Below are 18,056 nucleotides of genomic sequence, written 5' to 3' on the forward strand. Positions count from 1 at the left end.
TATAAGTAATTGCTTGTTCTCGCCTACTTCTGAAAATCATCACGGATTTTCAGCTTGGTGTGTGCTTGCAAAGTTAAGTGCTAAACCACGTAACTACTCATAGCCGAGACCGTTGTGCGTCATACGATCAATCTCTCGTCAAAGAAAAAATTGACTAATAAATGATAACCAAAATAGATCTAAATAAAGTAGCGAGCTACAAAAGTCAAGCGACTTTAGAAACAGATAAAGCTTTAAATCTTATTTATGGTTTAAATGGTACAGGAAAAAGTACTTTGTCTAATTATCTTTTAAAAAGAGAAGATCAAAAATATAAAGATTGCTCTGTTGTAGGATTAGATGAGAATCACGAAATTCTTGTATATAATCAAACTTTTATCCGAGAAAACTTTTTCGAATCTGAAAGCTTAAAAGGAATTTTCACTCTTTCAAAGGAAAATAAAGAAGCAGTTATAAAAATTGCTAGTGCTCAAAAAGAAATTGAGACACTTGACCGAGAAAAAGATAAAAAAAACAAAGAGCTAGAAACTGAAAAAACTTCCATAAATAAGAAGTTTGAAAACGCCAAACAAGCTGTTTGGAAAATTAAAACAGATTATAGTGGTGGAGACCGTGTTCTTGAATTTTGTTTGGAAGGTCATAAAGGCTCAAAAGATAATTTATTTAATCATATCCAAGGTTTAACAAAGCCTGCTGACAAACCCAATAAAAACATTGAGGATTTAAAAAATGAGGTTCAGGCAATTATGGGACAAAATGCCCAAAAATATTCCTACATTCCTAAAATTACATTCTCATCTTCAAGTATTGAAACTGAAAAGGTTTTTGATAAACAAATTGTGGGTAACGAAAATAGTAGTATTTCTGAACTAATCACAAAATTAGGCAATTCTGATTGGGTGAAATCGGGATTAAAGTTTCTTCCCGAAGAACCTATTGAAGAAAAAAAGGATTGCCCTTTTTGTCAAGAAAAAACCATTTCAAACGATTTAATAAAAAATATCAAGGAATACTTTGATGCTTCGTATGAAGCAGATATAAATTCTATAAAAAAATTACTCGAAGAATACAAACAAGCTATTCTACAAATACCTAATATAACAACTTTTGAAGCCAATCCTAAATTTGAAACATTTAAGAAAGATTTTGAAATTAAATTTAATATATTTTATCAGTTAGTTGAATCAAATAGAAAAAAGATTGATGAAAAAGTAAAAAATCCAAGTGTATCTCAAACTCTTGAAGGCTCAACAAAATCATTAGAAGAAGTTAATGAAATTATAAGTAAAATTAACGCCTCGATTAAAGAACATAATGATAAAATTGATGAAAAAGCGACTGTAAAAACAGCAATAAAAAAGACTTTTTGGCAAATTATGCGTTCGGATTACGACCAAACAATTAGTTCATATCTTTCAGATAAAGGCACATCAAAAATCAAAACAGATTCGCTTAGTACAGCTATTAAAGGCTTTAAAAACACAATTCTTGGACAAAGGTCAATTATATCCGAACAACAAAAAAAAACAGTTAATATTGAAAAAGCAATTGCAAATATTAATGACGGATTAATTGACTTGGGAATTAATGATTTTAAAATTGAAAACCACGAAGAAAACCTTTACAAAATAGTTAGAGGAGAAAATAGAGAAAGAGTATTTCGTTCACTTAGTGAAGGAGAAAAAATGATAATAAGCTTCTTGTACTTTTTAGAAATGTGTAGAGGAAAACAAGATGCTACTGAAACAGGAAAAAAGAAAATAATTGTTATTGACGACCCTATTTCTAGTCTTTCCCATATTTATGTTTTCAATATTGGAAGACTAATTAAAAACGAGTTTTTTGGAAAAAAAGAAACAAAAAAAGATGAAGCAACTGGAGAAAAAGTAAATGTTTGGAATTATAAGTATGAGCAAGTTTTTATTTTAACTCATAGTCTTTACTTCTTTTACGAGATTACCGAGACAAAGCATGATGAACGAAAAGAAACTCAAAAACTATTTAGACTTATAAAAAACAATGATGGTAGTCGCTTTCAAAGAATGAAATATGAAGAAATTCAAAATGACTATCAGGCATATTGGTTTATTATTAAAGATGAAAATCAGCCACCAGCATTGATTGCAAATTGTATGAGAAACATAATTGAGTATTTCTTCAATTTTGTAGAGAAAAAAGATTTAAACAACTTCTTCAGACAAAAGCCACTTAACACGAATAAATTTCAAGCTTTTTATAGATATATAAACAGAGAATCCCATTCTTTAGGACAAAATATATTTGACTTTAAGGAATTTGACTATAATGATTTTAAAGATGGATTTTCAGAATTATTTAAGGCAGCAGGTTATGAAGAACATTATAATAAAATGATAAAATAAAAAGCATGAACGCACAACAACGTATATAAAAATAGCGGTTTTGGTGCTTAAACCAAAGATAGTTTATAAAATACGGGGCGGTAATAAACCGAAAAGTTAGTGTGTGAAAATCTGCTGCTATTCTTATACTAGACCTTTGTATGTAATACCAGAAATCTTCAAAAACAAGTGAACAAATAAATGAATAAGACTCTTTTTAATATTTTAGAAAATTATCAAAATTCGGATGATTTACACTTTCTTCTTATTAAACATAATCTTGATAGTATTATTACTAACGCTATTCATAGTATAAATGAGAGGTTAAATGAAAATGAATTCAAGGAATTACCAAAAATATCTGGAATAATATTAAACGATATAAATGGAGTAATATCAAACATTAAAAATCGTAATGAAAAAAAACAAATTGAATATTTGTTAAGTGATATTTTTCAAGACTATATAAAAACAATTTCTATTCAAGATAATTCAGATATTATAATAGATGAGATAATAGAAAACTTAAAAATCGCCTGTGAATACAGAGGTTATGATTATAATACACTAACACAAATTCTTGGTCTAGAAAAGACTAAAGTTTTGAAGCCCAGATTTGTAGCAAAAAAAACTTATTATGAATGGCTTGGAAAAGAATCGGAACTTGATGAAATAACTAGAGATTTAGCCGATAAAAAAATCATATATTCAATCAAAGAATTTAAAAAACTATTTAAGCCAATAACTAGTAGTTTCTATGTTAAATTCAACAAAGAATTTAAAGACGAAATAATTGTGTTCTTTCAGCTTCTAAAAAATAAAAAATTGATAAAACCAAAAGGTACAAGTGGCCATTTTGCACCTTTAACACAGTATTCTGTGGATAATGAAGATGTTTTTTTAATTAAAAAAGCGATAAACAAAGAACATGAAAGAATTAAAAAAAATCCTGTTAGATATAATGAAATAAGGAATAAACTAACCTTAATCATTGAAAAGAATTTGATAATAAAATAGACTCTGAAAAGACAATGGTCATTGTCCGCTTAAAGTCAATACAATTATATCATAGGTTTGTGGAATAATCTAAAAAAAATAAAAAATGAATTTACAAACAATTATTATGAGTAATAACTTAAGAGAAGCTGATGCCGTTGTCTTAAGAAAAAAAGTATTGGGAATGGTTGACCATTTTGCAATATTCGTTGGGTATAGAGGTAACAATCCAATCTTTGTGGCAAATTATAAAGATGGAGTGAAAGAAGTATCCCATTCAGAAATGAAAGAAGTATTAAAAACTCTTCAACCAACGGCCATTCAAAAGTTCTATGGAAATGAATTTCAAAGACAAAAAGCAACTCGAAGAGCATTATCAAGAGTAGGAGAAAGAGCTTATAATTATGTTAGCAATAATTGCGAACATTTTAAAAACTGGGTACATACTGGAGAACATAGAAGCGATCAAGTTAATAAAGCAGGAAACATTGCATTAACTGTTGCTACGGGTGCAGCCATAGATGCTATTGTAAATAAAAAGGCCAAATCTGGTGCAATAGCTGTAGGCTTATTACTATTAGGTGCATTTTTGAAAGACGTTGCTGAAAAAAAATAAAAGCACGAAAGCACAACAACATGTATAGTCAATTGCTTATTCTGTGCATACCCAAAAAACCCTCTAGGCTCTCACCTAGTCGAAACCGAAACCTCAATCCCATCATATCTAGACAGGTTACTCTTTTTGGCATTATAAAAGTTAATAACGATCGTATCATTTTGATACCAATGGCAAGACTTTATTTTTTTGTAAGGGATATCGGAGTCTTTTTTTATGAGTCCTTTTAAAAATTTAGCTTTAAACAAGCTATCGGTTTCTTTATCCAGAAAAGTAATACTTCTGGGTTTTCCTAACGTATTGGCCATAACGTCATAAAAGCCATCATCTATGCTTTTTAGTTTCGCTCTAAAAGAGGTCACTTTTCCATTCGTTTCATTGAGATAGAGCTGATCTAACTTAAAGCCCCACAACCGATATGTGATAGCATCATCCAACATATAATCGTATTTAATAGTTTCAGAAGATACTAAGTGCTTATCTGTTTTTACGAAATGGCTTTGATTAAACGCCGTATCTAAAAAATTGATATCGATTTTATGAGTCATAAATAGTAAAATAATTGTTATGAGTGGTATGTAACTTTTCATATTATAATTTAATCACAGTTACCATTACCCCAAATGGTTGTTTCATATGCTGAAACCTCACCATCAAAACCTAATGGTGGTGTTAATGTCATAGTTCCGCCATACTCCTGCATTTCTTCTACAATAAACTCTCTCAATACAATCTCAAGAGCCGCATAACCATCATTGTAATGTCTATCGTAATATACATCAAATCTAATAAATGCTTCTCTTAATGCATCTGCGCTTCTCTCGGCTGCCCAAGTTGAAGTCATTGTTCCTGGCATTTGAAAATATAGTGGCTGTACAAAAATACCTGTAACTTCATAATAGGCGAGCTCTGTCCAGCTAAAAACTGAAAAGGTTTCTTGTACACCAGATACGGCTGCACACTGCCAACTTGTTGTTCCAACTTGAGAGAAATTAAAACTATCACAACTTGGATTATTCTCGTCTAAAACATGAATAAATACATCGAAACATTCTCCTGTATCACCAGAGATCCCAATACCTCCATTTACAGTATCACAAGGCTCGTTAGTATTCGGATTGGTAATCACATCACCTTTCCCGCCACCACCAGAGTCACCATCGTCAATGGTTTCGTCTTCTCCACCACTATCATCACAAGTTGTACTACACGATTGGTAAGTAGATGGCCCTCCACTTGTTCCGTAGGAATTACAATTAGTCCAATCACCAATATTACTTTCGTCGTGAAAATCCCACTCACAAGTCACATAAATGGTTTCGCAAACTCTCTCACAATCTCTATTGACTAAGTTGCCATCAAAAAAACCTTGGTCTAAGGTCGTCATTGTAACTTGTTTTGAGCTTTGAAGGAGTCCGTTAGTACTCAATTCTAAAAACGCTTGTGCATTAACATGATATTGCACTAAATATTCGTCATAATCATCTGCATCAAGATTATAATGAAATACCAGATTTTCCACATAAGCCTGTGGCTGTTCCCTTAAAATTTTAAAGGTATAAGTATGTGTACTATCATATTGGGTATATAAGACATCTTCGGTAATAATGCTTAGCATTTCATCGTCGCCATCTCTAGCTAATGCGCTCTTGTTGTTGAACTTTTCGTGTAGTTTATTAAGTCGTTCTACAATTCTATTGTAGTGTGGTATCCTTTCGAAATTGACCTTTTCAGAAACTATTGGAAGTCTTATTTGTTCAAATTGTGTTTCATCGTGCTGTATTTCTTTTTCGCTACATCCTATACTAGTAAGTAACAAAAGAGCAATACAAATTTTAGAGCAAAGTGTTTTCATAAAGTATTTTTTTTAAGGTAGTCAGAAGTAAAGACCCTGATTATCAATGATTATGACCAAATATATAAATTATTTTGACAACACGACAAATTTGTCGTGTTTATATTATCAATTAACCTCTATTTTTCATTTATCATTCACTCCGCTTGTAATGAAAAAGTTAGAATTAGAGGACATTATCACCAGAATTGGAAAACGCATTAAGGCGTTACGTGCTGAACAAAACATCACGCAAGAAGAGCTTGCTGTGAAATCTGATATTGATGTGCGCTCTATCCAACGCCTCGAAAATGGACATACATCTGCCACACTAAAAACCTTATTAAAGGTTAGTCATGGTCTTGACACATCTCTAGTATTGTTACTTGATGTCTTAAATGAAAAGAAGGATTGAATCCTCCCAAAACACAAATCACGCCTCTAAAATAATACTCGTTTTAGACGCACCATACGCTGAGATTTTTTCAAGAAAGGAAATAAGATGCCTATTGTTTCTAAAATAGCCCAAAACACATAAGCAATCATCACCAGTAATTCTATGGCAGCTTTGCACTTCTTCCATGGCCTGTATTTGTTTTTGAGCATCTAATGATCCTCTTTGTTCTCGGTGTACAACTAATGTTATATAGGCTTTGGTCTCTATGCCTAATTTTTCATGATTAACTTTTAAAGCATAGCCTTCTATGATACCATCCTCTTCCATTTGCCTCACGCGCTTGCCTATAGCAGGAGCCGACAAACCAACGTCTTTTCCAATATTAGCAAAGCTCTCTCTAGCATTAATTGTTAGCATTTCAAGTATCTTTTTATCCAGTGCATCCATTTGTAATCAAAATTTTATTATCATTTATTCGATATAATCGAAATCAAATATACAATTATTAATTCGATTATAAACTAAAAACAAAATATTGCTTTCTATATTTGTTACACTGATTTTAAGAAAAATAGTTACCAACCTTACATAGTCTAACAGAAAACGATAAAACATGAGTCCATTTTTAATTGATTGTATTGGTTACGCAGGTTTAGTGATCAACTTATATTCAATGTCTACCAAAGGCGAATATAAACTCAGGCTAATCTCACTAATCGCTAATATCATTTACATTTTATATGGCGCACTAATTGCTGCAACGCCAATAATTGTTGGATGTATCATTGCAGTATTGCTTCATGGATATCACTTAAGAAGACTACGACTAAATAAGAATAGCAATGATTAATATAAAAATAGCTACAGAAGCAGATACAGCCATTTTAGCACTTTTAGGTCGACTAACATGGGCCGAATCTCATGGGCATTATATCGAAGATAAAAATGATGTTTCAACATACCTTAATGAGAATTTTTCAGTGTCTAAAACCAAACAGCATATAAACAATCCCAATCAACGCTTTTATATTATCTATGTAGATGATTTACCTGTTGGCTATGCCAAATTAGTACTAAAAGCGTCAAACAAATACATGACATCAGAAAACAGTTGTCAATTGGAACGCATTTTCATCCTAAATGATTTTATCCCGTTAAAAATTGGACAACAACTTCTAACCTTTGCTGAAAATCAAGCCAAAACATTACAACTAGAAACGATGTGGCTCACAGTGTACATAAAAAACAAGAGAGCCATTAGATTCTATGAAAAAAATGAATTTAAAAATGTTGGAGATTTAAATTTTTTCGTCAATGGAAAAGCATATGAAAATATAGTGTTCTCAAAAAAAGTATAGGACTATAAAAACTACGGCCAACGCCATATATCGCTCATTGCTAGTACTCGCATAATTACCAAAATCCTCGCAGACTTCCTCAAGCTCATTTTCTTTTGCTACCTTAGGCACTAACCATAAAACGGATAAATTGTGGTACGCATAAACAAATAGTCAAACAATTATGAAAAAAAAGGAAGTGTATTGGTTCATTGGAACAATTGCATTAATTCTAGTTTTGAATCTAGTCGTTTATGGTATTAACGGATTTAAATCTGAAGCTGTAATCGACATCAATATTCACGACACCTATTATGTCATTTCCAATTTACATTTTACAGTACTAACTGCCGTCTTTATATGCTTCCTCGTTTACAGTATTCGATCTTTAAGAGAACACTTCAAAAATTTAAGCGCTAACCTCATTTTAATACTCTCTACGATACTTTTAATTGTCGTTTTAAACGGAATTGGCTCCATGGTAGATTCCTTTATTCAACAAGATTCTGGATGGGCCATATATCCTCCACTAAGCGCCACAAACCTTGAACAGAGTCCAGGAAACACCGCAGGAAAGCATGGTTCATTATTGACTATTATTTTTATAAGTAAAATTGTATTGTTGGTTTTTCTTCCCTATTTCGGATTTAAAACCGGACAACATTTTAAAACCGAAGCGTAAAAGCCATAACCTTAACAACCGACCAAACCATTTCAGAAAACCCATGGGATTATTTGACTTTTCAAAACCTAAACCAAAAGAGCAACTCGACTATATTGATGGTATTGGTGAATTAAAATATAGTCAGAACTATGGCGAATATGCATATCGCGGAAATGTCTATTCTAAAAGTTTAGGCTATCCCATTAAAATTGATCTACCAACAACCAATGGAAATGTTACTGATTACCAGAAATCCTATTTTAAGCGACTCGAAGAAAATTTTAATAGGATATTAGAAGAGGCTTCAAACACACCGAACTCTAAAATAGATATAGCCAATTGTATAATTATTGGCCTATTAATTCCCGATAAAGACAACAATAGCCATGATATAGATACCGAAATCGTAGCTTCAAAGAAAAGAAACTATTTCCGTTTTTATGGAAGGCCTATTTATTCGATAATCATGAAAGAGCTAACTATTGTTGAAATAGTCCATATATAGACTGATTTATAACAAAAGTTGTACGTCCCAAAGTTCATTTTCTTTTGCTACCTTAGTACAAGCCCAATAAAAATGAAAATATTAACTAAAGGTGAGTATTACGGAAATCAAAATTCGGAGGTATCTTTTAACGGTATCTTATTATCTCAATATAACTATACAATAGATAAAACAGATTGGCATTACCATGAAAACCCATACTTCATGTTCGTTTTGCATGGCAATATGATTGACTGTAATGCGAAAGTAAAAACACGATGCCCTTCGGGAAGTTTAATGTTTAATAATTGGCAAGAGGTACATTATGGTATTAAACACTCACATGCGGCTAGCGGTTTTCATTTAGAATTTCAAAAAGATTGGTTCAAAACAAATGGCATAGACTTAAATCTGTTTGAAGGTAGTTTGCTAGTTCAAAATCCGCATATACATTTTCTTTTTGCAAAGCTATACTATGAATTTATGCGTTCTGATGAATTCAGCAATGTATCGGTTGAACTGTTAGTATTACAAATTTGCGATGCCTTAAGTGATTCTAAAGAAAGTGACGGTAAAACGGTTCCGAACTGGATTTTTGAATTAAAAGAACTATTGCATTATGACACATCTCAATTAAGCCTTCAATACCTCTCAGAGCAATTAAACGTTCATCCTGTACATATTTCTCGATCTGCATCAAAATACCTTAATACTAGTCTTGGAGAATACATAAGACAAGAGAAAATAAAAAAAGCCATTCCACTTATATTTGATTCGAATAACTCATTGACTCAAATTGCTTACCAAGCAGGTTTTTCAGATCAAAGTCATTTTAATCGTGTGTTTAAATCCTATTTCAACATGAATCCAAGTGCTTATAGAAAGCATTTCAATAAAAACAAGTCATGTTAATCTGATACAAGTTTTAGTGTTTTTAATCAACTACTTTTGGCTTTAATAAACATTAAATTATGACTAAACACCTATTAGCTGTTCCATTTCTATTAGCATTTACTTTTCTAAGTTGTGCACAAAATGATTTAAAAAATTATGAAGGAAATTGGGAAGGCACGCTAGAAAACATCCATACGTTCAATTTCGATATAACCATAGAACATCTAGATTCTAATACCTACAATCTTACCATTACCAATGGTGTAGGAACTATCAATAAAAAATTGATATCAACGCATAATGATCGTATTCAACTTAGTCTCGATGAGCATACACATTTTAACCTTTCTTATAACAACGATACCACAGAAATAGCTGGATTCATAACCTCTGGAATTTTAATGTATCATGTCAATTTAAGAAAAACTCAAAATAATGAATTTACAGGTACTTGGAATCCGTTTATGGTTGATAGCCTGCAATCCCAATCTGTTTTTATAAGTTTTGAAAATTATGACGACGGTAGTTTTGCTACGTATCCCGTTTTTGGAGATCAGCGATTTACGGGAACTTGGGCCAGCCAGTTTGTTAGGAACAATAACATTATATCTTTTCGTGATTATAAAACAGGATTGAAATTTAAGGCCACATTGCTTACCGATAAAATCCAATTAGAAATTATGCTATCTGAAAAAACGATGGCCATTACTAATTTGATACGCTCTGATGTGGATTTAAACAAGATTAGTTCTAATGGCCCCCTAAATCAAAGCACTAAAAAACCAATACAAACCAATGATGGTTGGGTCACAGCTAGCATTCAAGAGTTAGATATCAAAGCATCACCTTTAATTAGAATGATTGACAGTATCAATAAAAAGTCTTTGGTCAATACACATAGTGTTCTTATTGCAAGGCAGGACAAATTAGTGTTTGAAGCCTACTTTGATGGCTACAATTCTGCTATTCCTCACGATCAGCGTTCGGCCTCAAAGAGCATTGCTTCGTCTATGATAGGCATTGCTGTTAACGACCATATTATAAAAAATACCGAGCAACTTATAAATGAGCTCTTACCTCAAGACTATCAGAACACTAAAGATCCCTTAAGATCTAAAATTAGAATTAAAGACCTATTAACGATGAGCTCTGGAATAGATGCCATCGATTTTGGTATAGATAGAAATTCGACCGCTTCTGAAGGCAGCTATCAAAATTCAAATGATTGGTTAAAAACAGTAATGGATGCTTCCATGATCAATACACCAGGAACTCACGCCTTTTATGGTTCTGCAAACCCGTTTTTACTTGGCGTATGCTTGAATGAACAATTAGATTATCCTCTGGAATCATATATGGATCAAAAACTTTTGGCTCCTTTAGGTATTTCAAATTATATTATCCAAACCGAAAACACCTCAACAACACCTTATTTTGGAGGTGGGATGTACTTAACACCTCGAGATATGTTGAAATTTGGACAACTCTATCTTAATAAAGGGCACTGGAATGGACAAAAGATTATTTCAGAAGATTGGGTCAATAACTCTTTTCAAAAATATCTACGTTTAGAGAATACAAGTGATAACAACGAATATGGCTACTTGTGGTGGCATAAAACCTATGTCGTAGCTAATCAAGAGATTGAATCTATTGAAGCTAGAGGAGCTGGAGGACAGTATATATTTGTGATTCCCGAGCTAGATTCGGTAGTTGTCATAACCTCGGGAAATTTTGGAAATGGGAAATTTCAGCAACCTGAAAAAATACTAGTGCAATACATTCTTCCAGCTATCCTGGAATAAACGATAAACTTATTCAATTACTTACTGCATATATCGTTGTAAATCCTTTCAGATTTCCCTCAATTTCATTTCCTTTTACTAACTTAGTTCTAGCCTAAAAGCATACTCAAACACTTTATCTACTAGCAAAAAACTATGTTCCAAGATTCTATAACACTTAAAAATCGACATCTAAAATTCATAAAAACAGTTTCTGAAAACGAAATAGTTTACGGATTGAAAAGTAAAAACGGATTCGCTACATCGAGTTCGACTCAATATGAGGATGACAATGGAAATCCGATTGAACTCATATGTTTTTGGGCAGAAAAAGTTCGTGCTAAATCTTGCGCAAAAGACGAATGGAAAAATTATAAAGTAACTGAAATCGCATTATCTGAATTTATGGAAAATTGGTGCGTTGGAATGGCAAATGACGGACTGCTAATAGGAACAGAATTTGACCAAAATCTGTTCGGATTTGAAGCTGAACCATTGGATGTAATTCTTGAATTAATAACTGAATTAAGATCAATAGGAAAAGATTTGAATTTTAGAAAGTTTAATGGAATCAACGACTTAGAAAACCAAATAAAAGAAGTAACTGAATAAAACACCAGCAGTTAATGATGCATGTACACATTCGATTACCATAAAAACACGCAACTCATTTTCTTTTACTAACTTAGTTCTAGTTACAAACGACGTTTTTAAGAACAATGACACCATTATACACATACTTAGATTGGATCAACACTTCTTCGCAGGTTATTATGGCGGCTACAGCTGTGATTACAGCAGTTATTGCTTATCGCACATTTCTTAAAACACCAGACCAAGAGGAAGTCAGTGTTGGTACCACATCTGATGATACCGAAAATGCCAAAATCACAGAGCTTACCGTGTTCCTTACATCAAAGCAAGAAACCACACTTAAAATTGGAACTGAAGGACTTATTTGCAGCTTAAAAGATACAAGACCCAATAAAGGCGGTATACAATGGGTCATTAGCAAAGCTCAAGCTGCACGTATCTTAGAGTCTAAAAATTATTCTGTAAACCCAGGTTATAAAGCCAGTACAGGAACTTTTAATATAGGTATACGACGAAATTGGCTGTATTCTAAAAAGCTCTTTTCAGAACCAGACATCCTACTTCGGTTTCTAACAGAATTACTTCAAAATACGGTTAACCCTTAAGAATCACTCCCACGTCATCTTCTCTCCTTATAAAAAAATAATTTTCAAAAAATTTGCGCAAGTAAAAACTTGCATTTATATTTGCAAGTAAACGCTTGCGTATTTAAAACGATTATGAAAAGAGATATATTTAATGCTATTGCAGATCCGACTAGACGTGGTATACTCATGTCTTTAACCAATCAATCACAAAACGTCAATGCCTTGGCAGATAAGTTTGATATGACCAGACAGGCCGTATCGCTACATATCAAGTATTTACAGGAATGTGGCGTGATTACGATAAAAAAAGAAGGTCGCGAACGCTATTGTAATCTCCAAGCCGAAAAACTCACAGAAATTACCGATTGGCTACAACATTTTAGAAGTATGTGGGTTGGAAAACTCAATCAGCTTGGTCAGTTATTGGATGAATTAGAATCTAAACCTAAAAACGAATTATAAATCATAACGAACATGGAACATTCACCACTCATTTTAGAACAAGAATTTAAAGCGCCTTTAGAACGCGTTTGGCGTGCCATATCTGAAGTAGAACTAATGAAAAAATGGTATTTCGATATCCCAGAATTTAAAGCTGAAGTGGGTTGCAAATTCCAATTTGAAGGTGGTGAAGAAAACAAACGTTATATGCACTTGTGTGAAGTTTTAGAGGTAGTTCCCTTAAAAAAACTCAAATACTCATGGCGCTATGAAGGGTATCCAGGCATATCTTTTGTAACCTTCGAATTGTCTGAACATGGTGAAAGTACCAAAGTAAAACTCACTCATGAAGGGATAGAGTCCTTTACAAACCCAGACTTTAAGCAAGAGAAATTTGAAGGTGGATGGAAATACCTTATTCACGAATCTTTAAAGGGCTATTTAGAAGAGGGCAAGGCGCTAAGGTATTGGTAGGTTTAGTAACAATGTCAATCGCATTTCTGTGATGAGCACCATGTCCTTTGTAAGAAAAACAGATCCATTTTGAATGGTCTTTAAGAAGTTCCCGTATTTGGAAAAAAAGTCATAAAATAAATAAGGATTGACTCTTCAATTGTAGGAATTCCTATTATATATTTCATATATTTAGTGTATAAATTCTTCAAAAAAGAGGATTAAAACGATTTGTATTATGGATGACATTAACTGGTTTTCAATGGCATTGGCTAGCATTACGCCATTATGTATTGGTTTTCTTTATTATCATAAAAATCTGTTTGGCAAAGTTTGGACGAGTACCATAGACATTTCAGATAAAACAGTAAAAAAAACCAATAGGATTGTAACCGTTATCGTAGCTATTGTGCTCTCTTTTATACTATCATCTTTCTTGCTGAATTTCAATAATTCTGGCTTCAATCAGGAAGGTGATTTTGACACCTTTGCTCATGGCGCTTGGCATGGAACGTTCATTGCCATTACAACTGTAACTCCTGTGATTGTCGTCAATGGATTATTCGGACAAAGAAACTGGAAACATATGGGCATCAACATACTATACTGGATTATTACACTTGCTTTAATGGGCGGAATCTTAGACGCTATGAATCATTGGAACAATGTTCCATTGCCTGAAGGCTTTTAATTTAACACAATACTTGCTAAGACCTTTCCCGAACGAGGCATCGGAAAAGTACTTATGCTCTAAGGCAATTCGTTTGAGCGTACCTTAAATAATTTTGGGCTCTATCCTTACTTCCTTTAGACCTGCCCTACACTTACTTGTTAGATGGTATAATATATAGCACCTCTTCACTATAAAACAAAACATCCCAAGGCGATTGCTCAGGACGTTGTATTCTATTGATGTTGAGACATTACTTTTTTACATGTTTCTTCAAAAACTTAGATATATAATTAGCAATATCTTCCCCTTTCTCTTCAAGAGCAAAATGTCCTGTATCCAATAGGTGAAATTCTACATTCTTTAAATCTCTTTTATACGGATAAGCGCCATCGGCAGGAAAAATAATATCATTCTTCCCCCAAACAATTAAGGTTGGTGGTTGATACTTTCTAAATAATTTTTGCCACTTTGGATATAAACTTACGTTGGTCCGATAATCATAAAACATCGCCAACTGAATCTCGTTATTCTCTGGTCTACTTAAGTGCTGTAAATCGATATGCCAATTGTCTGGACTTATTTTAGATATGTCCTTTACACCATGTGTATACTGCCATTTCAATCCTTCCAAAGCATGAAACCCCTCTAATGGTTTTCCATTAGCTACTGTATAATCATTCCAATAAGTTCGTAAAGGATTCCAAAACGCTTTTAAACCTTCCTCATAAGCATTTCCATTTTGTACAATAAAAGATTGAACACGTTCAGGATGCTTTTCAAAAATACGATACCCAATGGGCGCTCCATAATCCATTAAGTACAAACTGTAACGTTCAATGTTGAGCTTCACTAATAGTTTTTCAATAACGATTGACATATTTTCAAAAGTATAGTCGAAGTCTTTCATAGCAGGTTGTTCGCTTCTTCCATATCCAGGATAATCAGGTGCAATTAAGTGATACTCTGATGATAAATCCTTTATTAAATTTCTGAACATGTGTGATGATGTAGGATAACCATGTAATAAAATTAAAGTAGGCGCATTTTTTGGTCCAGCCTCACGATAAAAAATGTCTAGACCATCAACATCAATCGTATTATACGTGGTAGGATAATTCTCTTTTGTATCCATTCCTTTTTTTGATTGTCCATTGAGCATAAATGTGCTTAGGATAAAAATCATAACAAAAGTTTTCATTGTTTTCATTGTTTTCATTGTTTTCATTGTTTAAATAATAATTATAAAAGAATTAATTACCGAACATTCGGTAAAATATTATGATAAATTTTTTTATTCATATCGTTTTCTAATCGCTTTAAGAACATCAGCAAAGGGCTGGGTTGAACCAATCGATTTTGAAAGCACAAGACTGCCCTGTATTTCAATAAACGTTTGATTTGCTTTTTGAGTCGCTTCTTTTCTGCTCATCCCTCTATCCATACCAAAACTTATAAAGCTATTAATCCAAAGATCTATGCCTTGTTTTATTTGATCTCCAAATAAAGAAATTCCTGAATCGAGAGAAAGTGACCTATACATGCACGTTTCTAAACCGCCTTTATACATATCATTAATACCAGAAATAACTTTTCCAAGTCGTTCAGTATGTGGTCTGCTTTCATCGGTAAGTACTTTATAAATATGTGTATTCACTATCCCTTCTAGGTGTGCCAATACAGCCGACGCCATATCTTTCTTCCCTCCTGAAAACCTATGATAAAGACTCGCTTTTTTTAATCCCGTAGCCTCGGAAAGCTCTTTAAGACTAGCTCCATCATAGCCCTTGGCTCTCATAACGGCCATTAAACCGTTTAACATTTGTTCATCTTGTACTTTCTGTGGTCTCATGGTACAAATGTAAAACAATTTAGTATTTTACCAAACGTTCGGTTATTATTTAACATAGTGTTAACAGGTTTTAATGTGTTTTTGGTTTCGTAAACAGGTAAATCCACTCATAAAACAATCTTCAGATTTATAGAACTTTGTGTGATAACCTTTAATACACAAATCATGACCAAAGAAGAACTTACCGTAAGCACCATTGATGAATTTATCGAAATGATCCAAAAATGGTATGCCGATAATACTAAGGATTTTGCTACATTATACGATACAGCCGTAGCTAATATAACACCTATCCCAGAAGGTACAGACCCAAGTGTTATACAGCACTGGAAAGATGCCAGCATTGATGACCTTTGCAATTTCTTTAAAGCTTGGTATATATGGAATCCTGATATGTCTACAGGTTTACAATACATCCAAAAATTTAGTTGGTTATATTATGAAAACGAAGCTGGCCTTGCCTTTGTACAGTCTGTTGCAGGCTATCAAATGACCTATTCTTTTGTTGATTTAAACGGACAAAAAATGGACAGCCCAGATTCGCTTCCTTTGGTGAAACATTGGATGGAAGAATTAGGATCAAAAATGGATGATTACATCATTCCAGAAGGCGGCTATAAAAACTTTAATGAATTCTTTTTTAGAGAACTCAAACCAGGCATGCGACCAATTAGCAGTCCGCAAGATGATTCGGTTGTTGTCTCTCCTGCCGACGCCATTGTCAATATGATTGATGACAATCTCTCATTAGATACACCATTACAGGTAAAAACACAAAAACTAAACGTAAAGCAACTCTTAGACAACTCGCAATTTGCCAGTGCATTTGAAGGAGGAACAGCTGTCTCTTGCATCTTAATGCCAACCGTATATCATAGGTATCATGCACCTGTTGCAGGTGAAGTTATAGAATCTAATCCGGATGTTTCTGGTTACTATTTTGGAATCAAAGATTTCCCTAAACTCATTAATGGTGGTAATGTAGGTTATGGTTACGATTACAGTGTTTTTGAAGATTTCAGACGTGGTTACCTCATCATTCAAACCGAAAAATATGGCAAAGTGGCCATGATTCCGGTAGGATTAAACACCATTGCTTCTGTAATTTTTAAAGAGAAATTCAGATCAATAACTGCAGAAAACCCAGTACCAATAACTAAAGGTGAAGAAGTGGGTTATTTTCAATATGGAGGTTCACTAAATATCTTATTATTTGAAAAAGGCTGCTTCCCTGCGGTTAGGATTCCGCAAGGGCAAATCATTGGAACACTAGACGCTAAAGAAGCGCCTAAAGCACAATTCTCGTTCTAATTTTAATGACTAACTAGTGACTGAGAATGGAACCCAATGGCATTGCTATTGGGTTTTTGTCTTGAACTAATTATATGGATTACTATAGCCCCAACAACAAATTAGGATCCCAACAATTCTCACTATAAAATTCCAAATCCAACATAGCGCATACACCAGGATAATCGCCTTTATAATCTTGAAGGTCATTAATGATTTGAAAATGTAAATGCGGCGGATAATCACCATTAACACTAGCGTCTCCTAAAGTAGCAATTTGTTGGCCTTGTTCAATGCTTTGTCCTACCCTCAAATTTTGAATAGATGCTATGCTTAAATGCCCATACAGTGTATAAAACACTATATCATCTACATAATGCTTTAAAAGTATTGTAGGGCCATAATCTCCAAAATTGGTGTTATTCTTAAAGCTATGTACTTCACCATCTAAAGGCGCATAAATTGGTGTCTCGGCAGCTATCCAAAGATCAAGCCCTAAATGAATATTGCGTTCGGCTTCAGGGTTTGTGTCATTAAAATAAGTACTGCGTTTATAAATGTTTCGAGTTTCTAGATAGCCACCATAAGCCACTTTGGCATTATGAGTTTTAATATGATTATTTACATAAGTCTCTAGGGTTTCCGAAGTGGATACATCAACCTGTTCTAAAGCCTTGTTATGAATTGACAAGTCTAATTTTACGTAGTCCGATTTCGATAGCGATGGGTCTAAAACGTAAAGAGATTGCTGATTTAAATGTGCTAGAATTTGAGAAAACGCTTTGGAAGACATGCGCATGATT

Annotated in this window: 22 protein-coding genes; 16 read left to right on the top strand and 6 right to left on the bottom strand. The window is 33.3% G+C overall.

Features of this window, described 5'->3' with window-relative positions:
* Nucleotides 1-161: 161 nt before the first annotated feature.
* The 3 genes from Q0893_RS13270 (at nt 162) to Q0893_RS13280 (ending at nt 3,972) form a co-directional block, all read left to right on the top strand.
* Nucleotides 162-2,381 carry an AAA family ATPase gene (locus Q0893_RS13270; protein WP_299276377.1) on the top strand — a complete coding sequence of 740 codons (2,220 nt, stop codon included), beginning with the start codon at nt 162-164 and terminating at the stop codon, nt 2,379-2,381.
* Nucleotides 2,382-2,561: 180 nt separating this feature from the next.
* Nucleotides 2,562-3,377, top strand: a complete 816-nt coding sequence (locus Q0893_RS13275) for a hypothetical protein (RefSeq protein WP_299276380.1) — start codon at nt 2,562-2,564, stop codon at nt 3,375-3,377.
* An 85-nt stretch (nt 3,378-3,462) separates the two neighbouring features.
* Nucleotides 3,463-3,972: a lecithin retinol acyltransferase family protein gene (locus Q0893_RS13280; protein ID WP_299276383.1), complete on the top strand. Its 510-nt coding sequence runs from the start codon at nt 3,463-3,465 to the stop codon at nt 3,970-3,972.
* Nucleotides 3,973-4,043: 71 nt separating this feature from the next.
* On the opposite strand, the gene Q0893_RS13285 is transcribed toward Q0893_RS13280, so the two are convergent.
* Together Q0893_RS13285 and Q0893_RS13290 are read right to left on the bottom strand one after the other, a co-directional pair.
* Nucleotides 4,044-4,562 carry a hypothetical protein gene (locus Q0893_RS13285; protein ID WP_299276388.1) on the bottom strand — a complete coding sequence of 173 codons (519 nt, stop codon included), beginning with the start codon at nt 4,560-4,562 and terminating at the stop codon, nt 4,044-4,046.
* A gap of 8 nt (nt 4,563-4,570) precedes the next feature.
* The gene (locus Q0893_RS13290) at nt 4,571-5,827 is read right to left on the bottom strand and encodes a hypothetical protein (protein WP_299276395.1); all 1,257 of its coding nucleotides are present in this window, start codon (nt 5,825-5,827) and stop codon (nt 4,571-4,573) included.
* Between the two features lie 151 nt (nt 5,828-5,978).
* On the opposite strand from Q0893_RS13290, the gene Q0893_RS13295 reads away from it, so the two are divergent.
* On the top strand, nt 5,979-6,221 hold the full coding sequence (locus tag Q0893_RS13295; RefSeq protein ID WP_299276400.1) for a helix-turn-helix transcriptional regulator: 243 nt from the start codon (nt 5,979-5,981) through the stop codon (nt 6,219-6,221).
* An 18-nt stretch (nt 6,222-6,239) separates the two neighbouring features.
* Here Q0893_RS13295 and Q0893_RS13300 read toward each other — a convergent pair whose 3' ends face one another.
* Nucleotides 6,240-6,650, bottom strand: coding sequence for an Lrp/AsnC family transcriptional regulator (locus tag Q0893_RS13300; RefSeq protein ID WP_298903179.1), 411 nt, complete (start codon nt 6,648-6,650; stop codon nt 6,240-6,242).
* 166 nt (nt 6,651-6,816) lie between these two features.
* On the opposite strand from Q0893_RS13300, the gene Q0893_RS13305 reads away from it, so the two are divergent.
* From Q0893_RS13305 to Q0893_RS13355, 11 genes are all read left to right on the top strand, one after another.
* A complete protein-coding gene (locus Q0893_RS13305) occupies nt 6,817-7,053 on the top strand; it encodes a hypothetical protein (protein ID WP_299276405.1) in 237 nt (78 codons plus the stop codon).
* Nucleotides 7,046-7,561 carry a GNAT family N-acetyltransferase gene (locus Q0893_RS13310; RefSeq protein WP_299276408.1) on the top strand — a complete coding sequence of 172 codons (516 nt, stop codon included), beginning with the start codon at nt 7,046-7,048 and terminating at the stop codon, nt 7,559-7,561. Before Q0893_RS13305 ends, Q0893_RS13310 begins: the two co-directional genes overlap by 8 nt.
* Nucleotides 7,562-7,724: 163 nt before the next feature.
* Nucleotides 7,725-8,222, top strand: a complete 498-nt coding sequence (locus tag Q0893_RS13315; protein WP_299276411.1) for a hypothetical protein — start codon at nt 7,725-7,727, stop codon at nt 8,220-8,222.
* 43 nt (nt 8,223-8,265) lie between these two features.
* Nucleotides 8,266-8,709, top strand: a complete 444-nt coding sequence (locus Q0893_RS13320; protein WP_298903175.1) for a hypothetical protein — start codon at nt 8,266-8,268, stop codon at nt 8,707-8,709.
* A 72-nt stretch (nt 8,710-8,781) separates the two neighbouring features.
* A complete protein-coding gene (locus tag Q0893_RS13325) occupies nt 8,782-9,600 on the top strand; it encodes an AraC family transcriptional regulator (RefSeq protein WP_298903174.1) in 819 nt (272 codons plus the stop codon).
* A gap of 59 nt (nt 9,601-9,659) precedes the next feature.
* Nucleotides 9,660-11,387, top strand: a complete 1,728-nt coding sequence (locus Q0893_RS13330) for a serine hydrolase (protein WP_299276416.1) — start codon at nt 9,660-9,662, stop codon at nt 11,385-11,387.
* A 135-nt stretch (nt 11,388-11,522) separates the two neighbouring features.
* On the top strand, nt 11,523-11,978 hold the full coding sequence (locus Q0893_RS13335) for a DUF2750 domain-containing protein (RefSeq protein ID WP_298903170.1): 456 nt from the start codon (nt 11,523-11,525) through the stop codon (nt 11,976-11,978).
* A gap of 107 nt (nt 11,979-12,085) precedes the next feature.
* On the top strand, nt 12,086-12,565 hold the full coding sequence (locus Q0893_RS13340) for a hypothetical protein (protein ID WP_299276421.1): 480 nt from the start codon (nt 12,086-12,088) through the stop codon (nt 12,563-12,565).
* Between the two features lie 114 nt (nt 12,566-12,679).
* On the top strand, nt 12,680-13,009 hold the full coding sequence (locus Q0893_RS13345; RefSeq protein ID WP_298903168.1) for a helix-turn-helix transcriptional regulator: 330 nt from the start codon (nt 12,680-12,682) through the stop codon (nt 13,007-13,009).
* 12 nt (nt 13,010-13,021) lie between these two features.
* Nucleotides 13,022-13,462 (top strand): SRPBCC domain-containing protein, encoded by a 441-nt coding sequence (locus Q0893_RS13350; protein WP_299276426.1) that lies wholly within the window; start codon nt 13,022-13,024, stop codon nt 13,460-13,462.
* Between the two features lie 217 nt (nt 13,463-13,679).
* Nucleotides 13,680-14,132 carry a DUF1761 domain-containing protein gene (locus tag Q0893_RS13355; protein WP_299276431.1) on the top strand — a complete coding sequence of 151 codons (453 nt, stop codon included), beginning with the start codon at nt 13,680-13,682 and terminating at the stop codon, nt 14,130-14,132.
* A gap of 232 nt (nt 14,133-14,364) precedes the next feature.
* Here the strand turns inward: Q0893_RS13355 and Q0893_RS13360 are convergent, their stop codons facing one another.
* Nucleotides 14,365-15,330 carry an alpha/beta hydrolase gene (locus Q0893_RS13360; protein WP_299276435.1) on the bottom strand — a complete coding sequence of 322 codons (966 nt, stop codon included), beginning with the start codon at nt 15,328-15,330 and terminating at the stop codon, nt 14,365-14,367.
* A gap of 75 nt (nt 15,331-15,405) precedes the next feature.
* Nucleotides 15,406-15,963, bottom strand: coding sequence for a TetR/AcrR family transcriptional regulator (locus Q0893_RS13365; protein ID WP_298903162.1), 558 nt, complete (start codon nt 15,961-15,963; stop codon nt 15,406-15,408).
* Nucleotides 15,964-16,128: 165 nt separating this feature from the next.
* On the opposite strand from Q0893_RS13365, the gene Q0893_RS13370 reads away from it, so the two are divergent.
* Nucleotides 16,129-17,274 carry a phosphatidylserine decarboxylase gene (locus Q0893_RS13370; protein WP_299276441.1) on the top strand — a complete coding sequence of 382 codons (1,146 nt, stop codon included), beginning with the start codon at nt 16,129-16,131 and terminating at the stop codon, nt 17,272-17,274.
* An 82-nt stretch (nt 17,275-17,356) separates the two neighbouring features.
* On the opposite strand, the gene Q0893_RS13375 is transcribed toward Q0893_RS13370, so the two are convergent.
* A complete protein-coding gene (locus Q0893_RS13375) occupies nt 17,357-18,046 on the bottom strand; it encodes a peptidoglycan DD-metalloendopeptidase family protein (protein WP_299276444.1) in 690 nt (229 codons plus the stop codon).
* Nucleotides 18,047-18,056 lie beyond the last annotated feature (10 nt).

It is taken from the genome of uncultured Psychroserpens sp. (genome assembly GCF_947494225.1).
Taxonomy (GTDB): Bacteria; Bacteroidota; Bacteroidia; order Flavobacteriales; family Flavobacteriaceae; genus Psychroserpens.

Bases quoted from the DNA above. Each gene is read 5' to 3' on its own strand.
- Q0893_RS13345 (WP_298903168.1), top strand. From the start codon at position 12,680: ATGAAAAGAGATATATTTAATGCTATTGCAGATCCGACTAGACGTGGT.
- Q0893_RS13330 (WP_299276416.1), top strand. From the start codon at position 9,660: ATGACTAAACACCTATTAGCTGTTCCATTTCTATTAGCATTTACTTTT.
- Q0893_RS13285 (WP_299276388.1), bottom strand. From the start codon at position 4,562: ATGAAAAGTTACATACCACTCATAACAATTATTTTACTATTTATGACT.
- Q0893_RS13300 (WP_298903179.1), bottom strand. From the start codon at position 6,650: ATGGATGCACTGGATAAAAAGATACTTGAAATGCTAACAATTAATGCT.
- Q0893_RS13355 (WP_299276431.1), top strand. From the start codon at position 13,680: ATGGATGACATTAACTGGTTTTCAATGGCATTGGCTAGCATTACGCCA.
- Q0893_RS13295 (WP_299276400.1), top strand. From the start codon at position 5,979: ATGAAAAAGTTAGAATTAGAGGACATTATCACCAGAATTGGAAAACGC.
- Q0893_RS13310 (WP_299276408.1), top strand. From the start codon at position 7,046: ATGATTAATATAAAAATAGCTACAGAAGCAGATACAGCCATTTTAGCA.
- Q0893_RS13375 (WP_299276444.1), bottom strand. From the start codon at position 18,046: ATGTCTTCCAAAGCGTTTTCTCAAATTCTAGCACATTTAAATCAGCAA.
- Q0893_RS13275 (WP_299276380.1), top strand. From the start codon at position 2,562: ATGAATAAGACTCTTTTTAATATTTTAGAAAATTATCAAAATTCGGAT.
- Q0893_RS13315 (WP_299276411.1), top strand. From the start codon at position 7,725: ATGAAAAAAAAGGAAGTGTATTGGTTCATTGGAACAATTGCATTAATT.
- Q0893_RS13270 (WP_299276377.1), top strand. From the start codon at position 162: ATGATAACCAAAATAGATCTAAATAAAGTAGCGAGCTACAAAAGTCAA.
- Q0893_RS13280 (WP_299276383.1), top strand. From the start codon at position 3,463: ATGAATTTACAAACAATTATTATGAGTAATAACTTAAGAGAAGCTGAT.
- Q0893_RS13360 (WP_299276435.1), bottom strand. From the start codon at position 15,330: ATGAAAACAATGAAAACAATGAAAACTTTTGTTATGATTTTTATCCTA.
- Q0893_RS13335 (WP_298903170.1), top strand. From the start codon at position 11,523: ATGTTCCAAGATTCTATAACACTTAAAAATCGACATCTAAAATTCATA.
- Q0893_RS13320 (WP_298903175.1), top strand. From the start codon at position 8,266: ATGGGATTATTTGACTTTTCAAAACCTAAACCAAAAGAGCAACTCGAC.
- Q0893_RS13340 (WP_299276421.1), top strand. From the start codon at position 12,086: ATGACACCATTATACACATACTTAGATTGGATCAACACTTCTTCGCAG.
- Q0893_RS13370 (WP_299276441.1), top strand. From the start codon at position 16,129: ATGACCAAAGAAGAACTTACCGTAAGCACCATTGATGAATTTATCGAA.
- Q0893_RS13365 (WP_298903162.1), bottom strand. From the start codon at position 15,963: ATGAGACCACAGAAAGTACAAGATGAACAAATGTTAAACGGTTTAATG.
- Q0893_RS13305 (WP_299276405.1), top strand. From the start codon at position 6,817: ATGAGTCCATTTTTAATTGATTGTATTGGTTACGCAGGTTTAGTGATC.
- Q0893_RS13350 (WP_299276426.1), top strand. From the start codon at position 13,022: ATGGAACATTCACCACTCATTTTAGAACAAGAATTTAAAGCGCCTTTA.
- Q0893_RS13325 (WP_298903174.1), top strand. From the start codon at position 8,782: ATGAAAATATTAACTAAAGGTGAGTATTACGGAAATCAAAATTCGGAG.
- Q0893_RS13290 (WP_299276395.1), bottom strand. From the start codon at position 5,827: ATGAAAACACTTTGCTCTAAAATTTGTATTGCTCTTTTGTTACTTACT.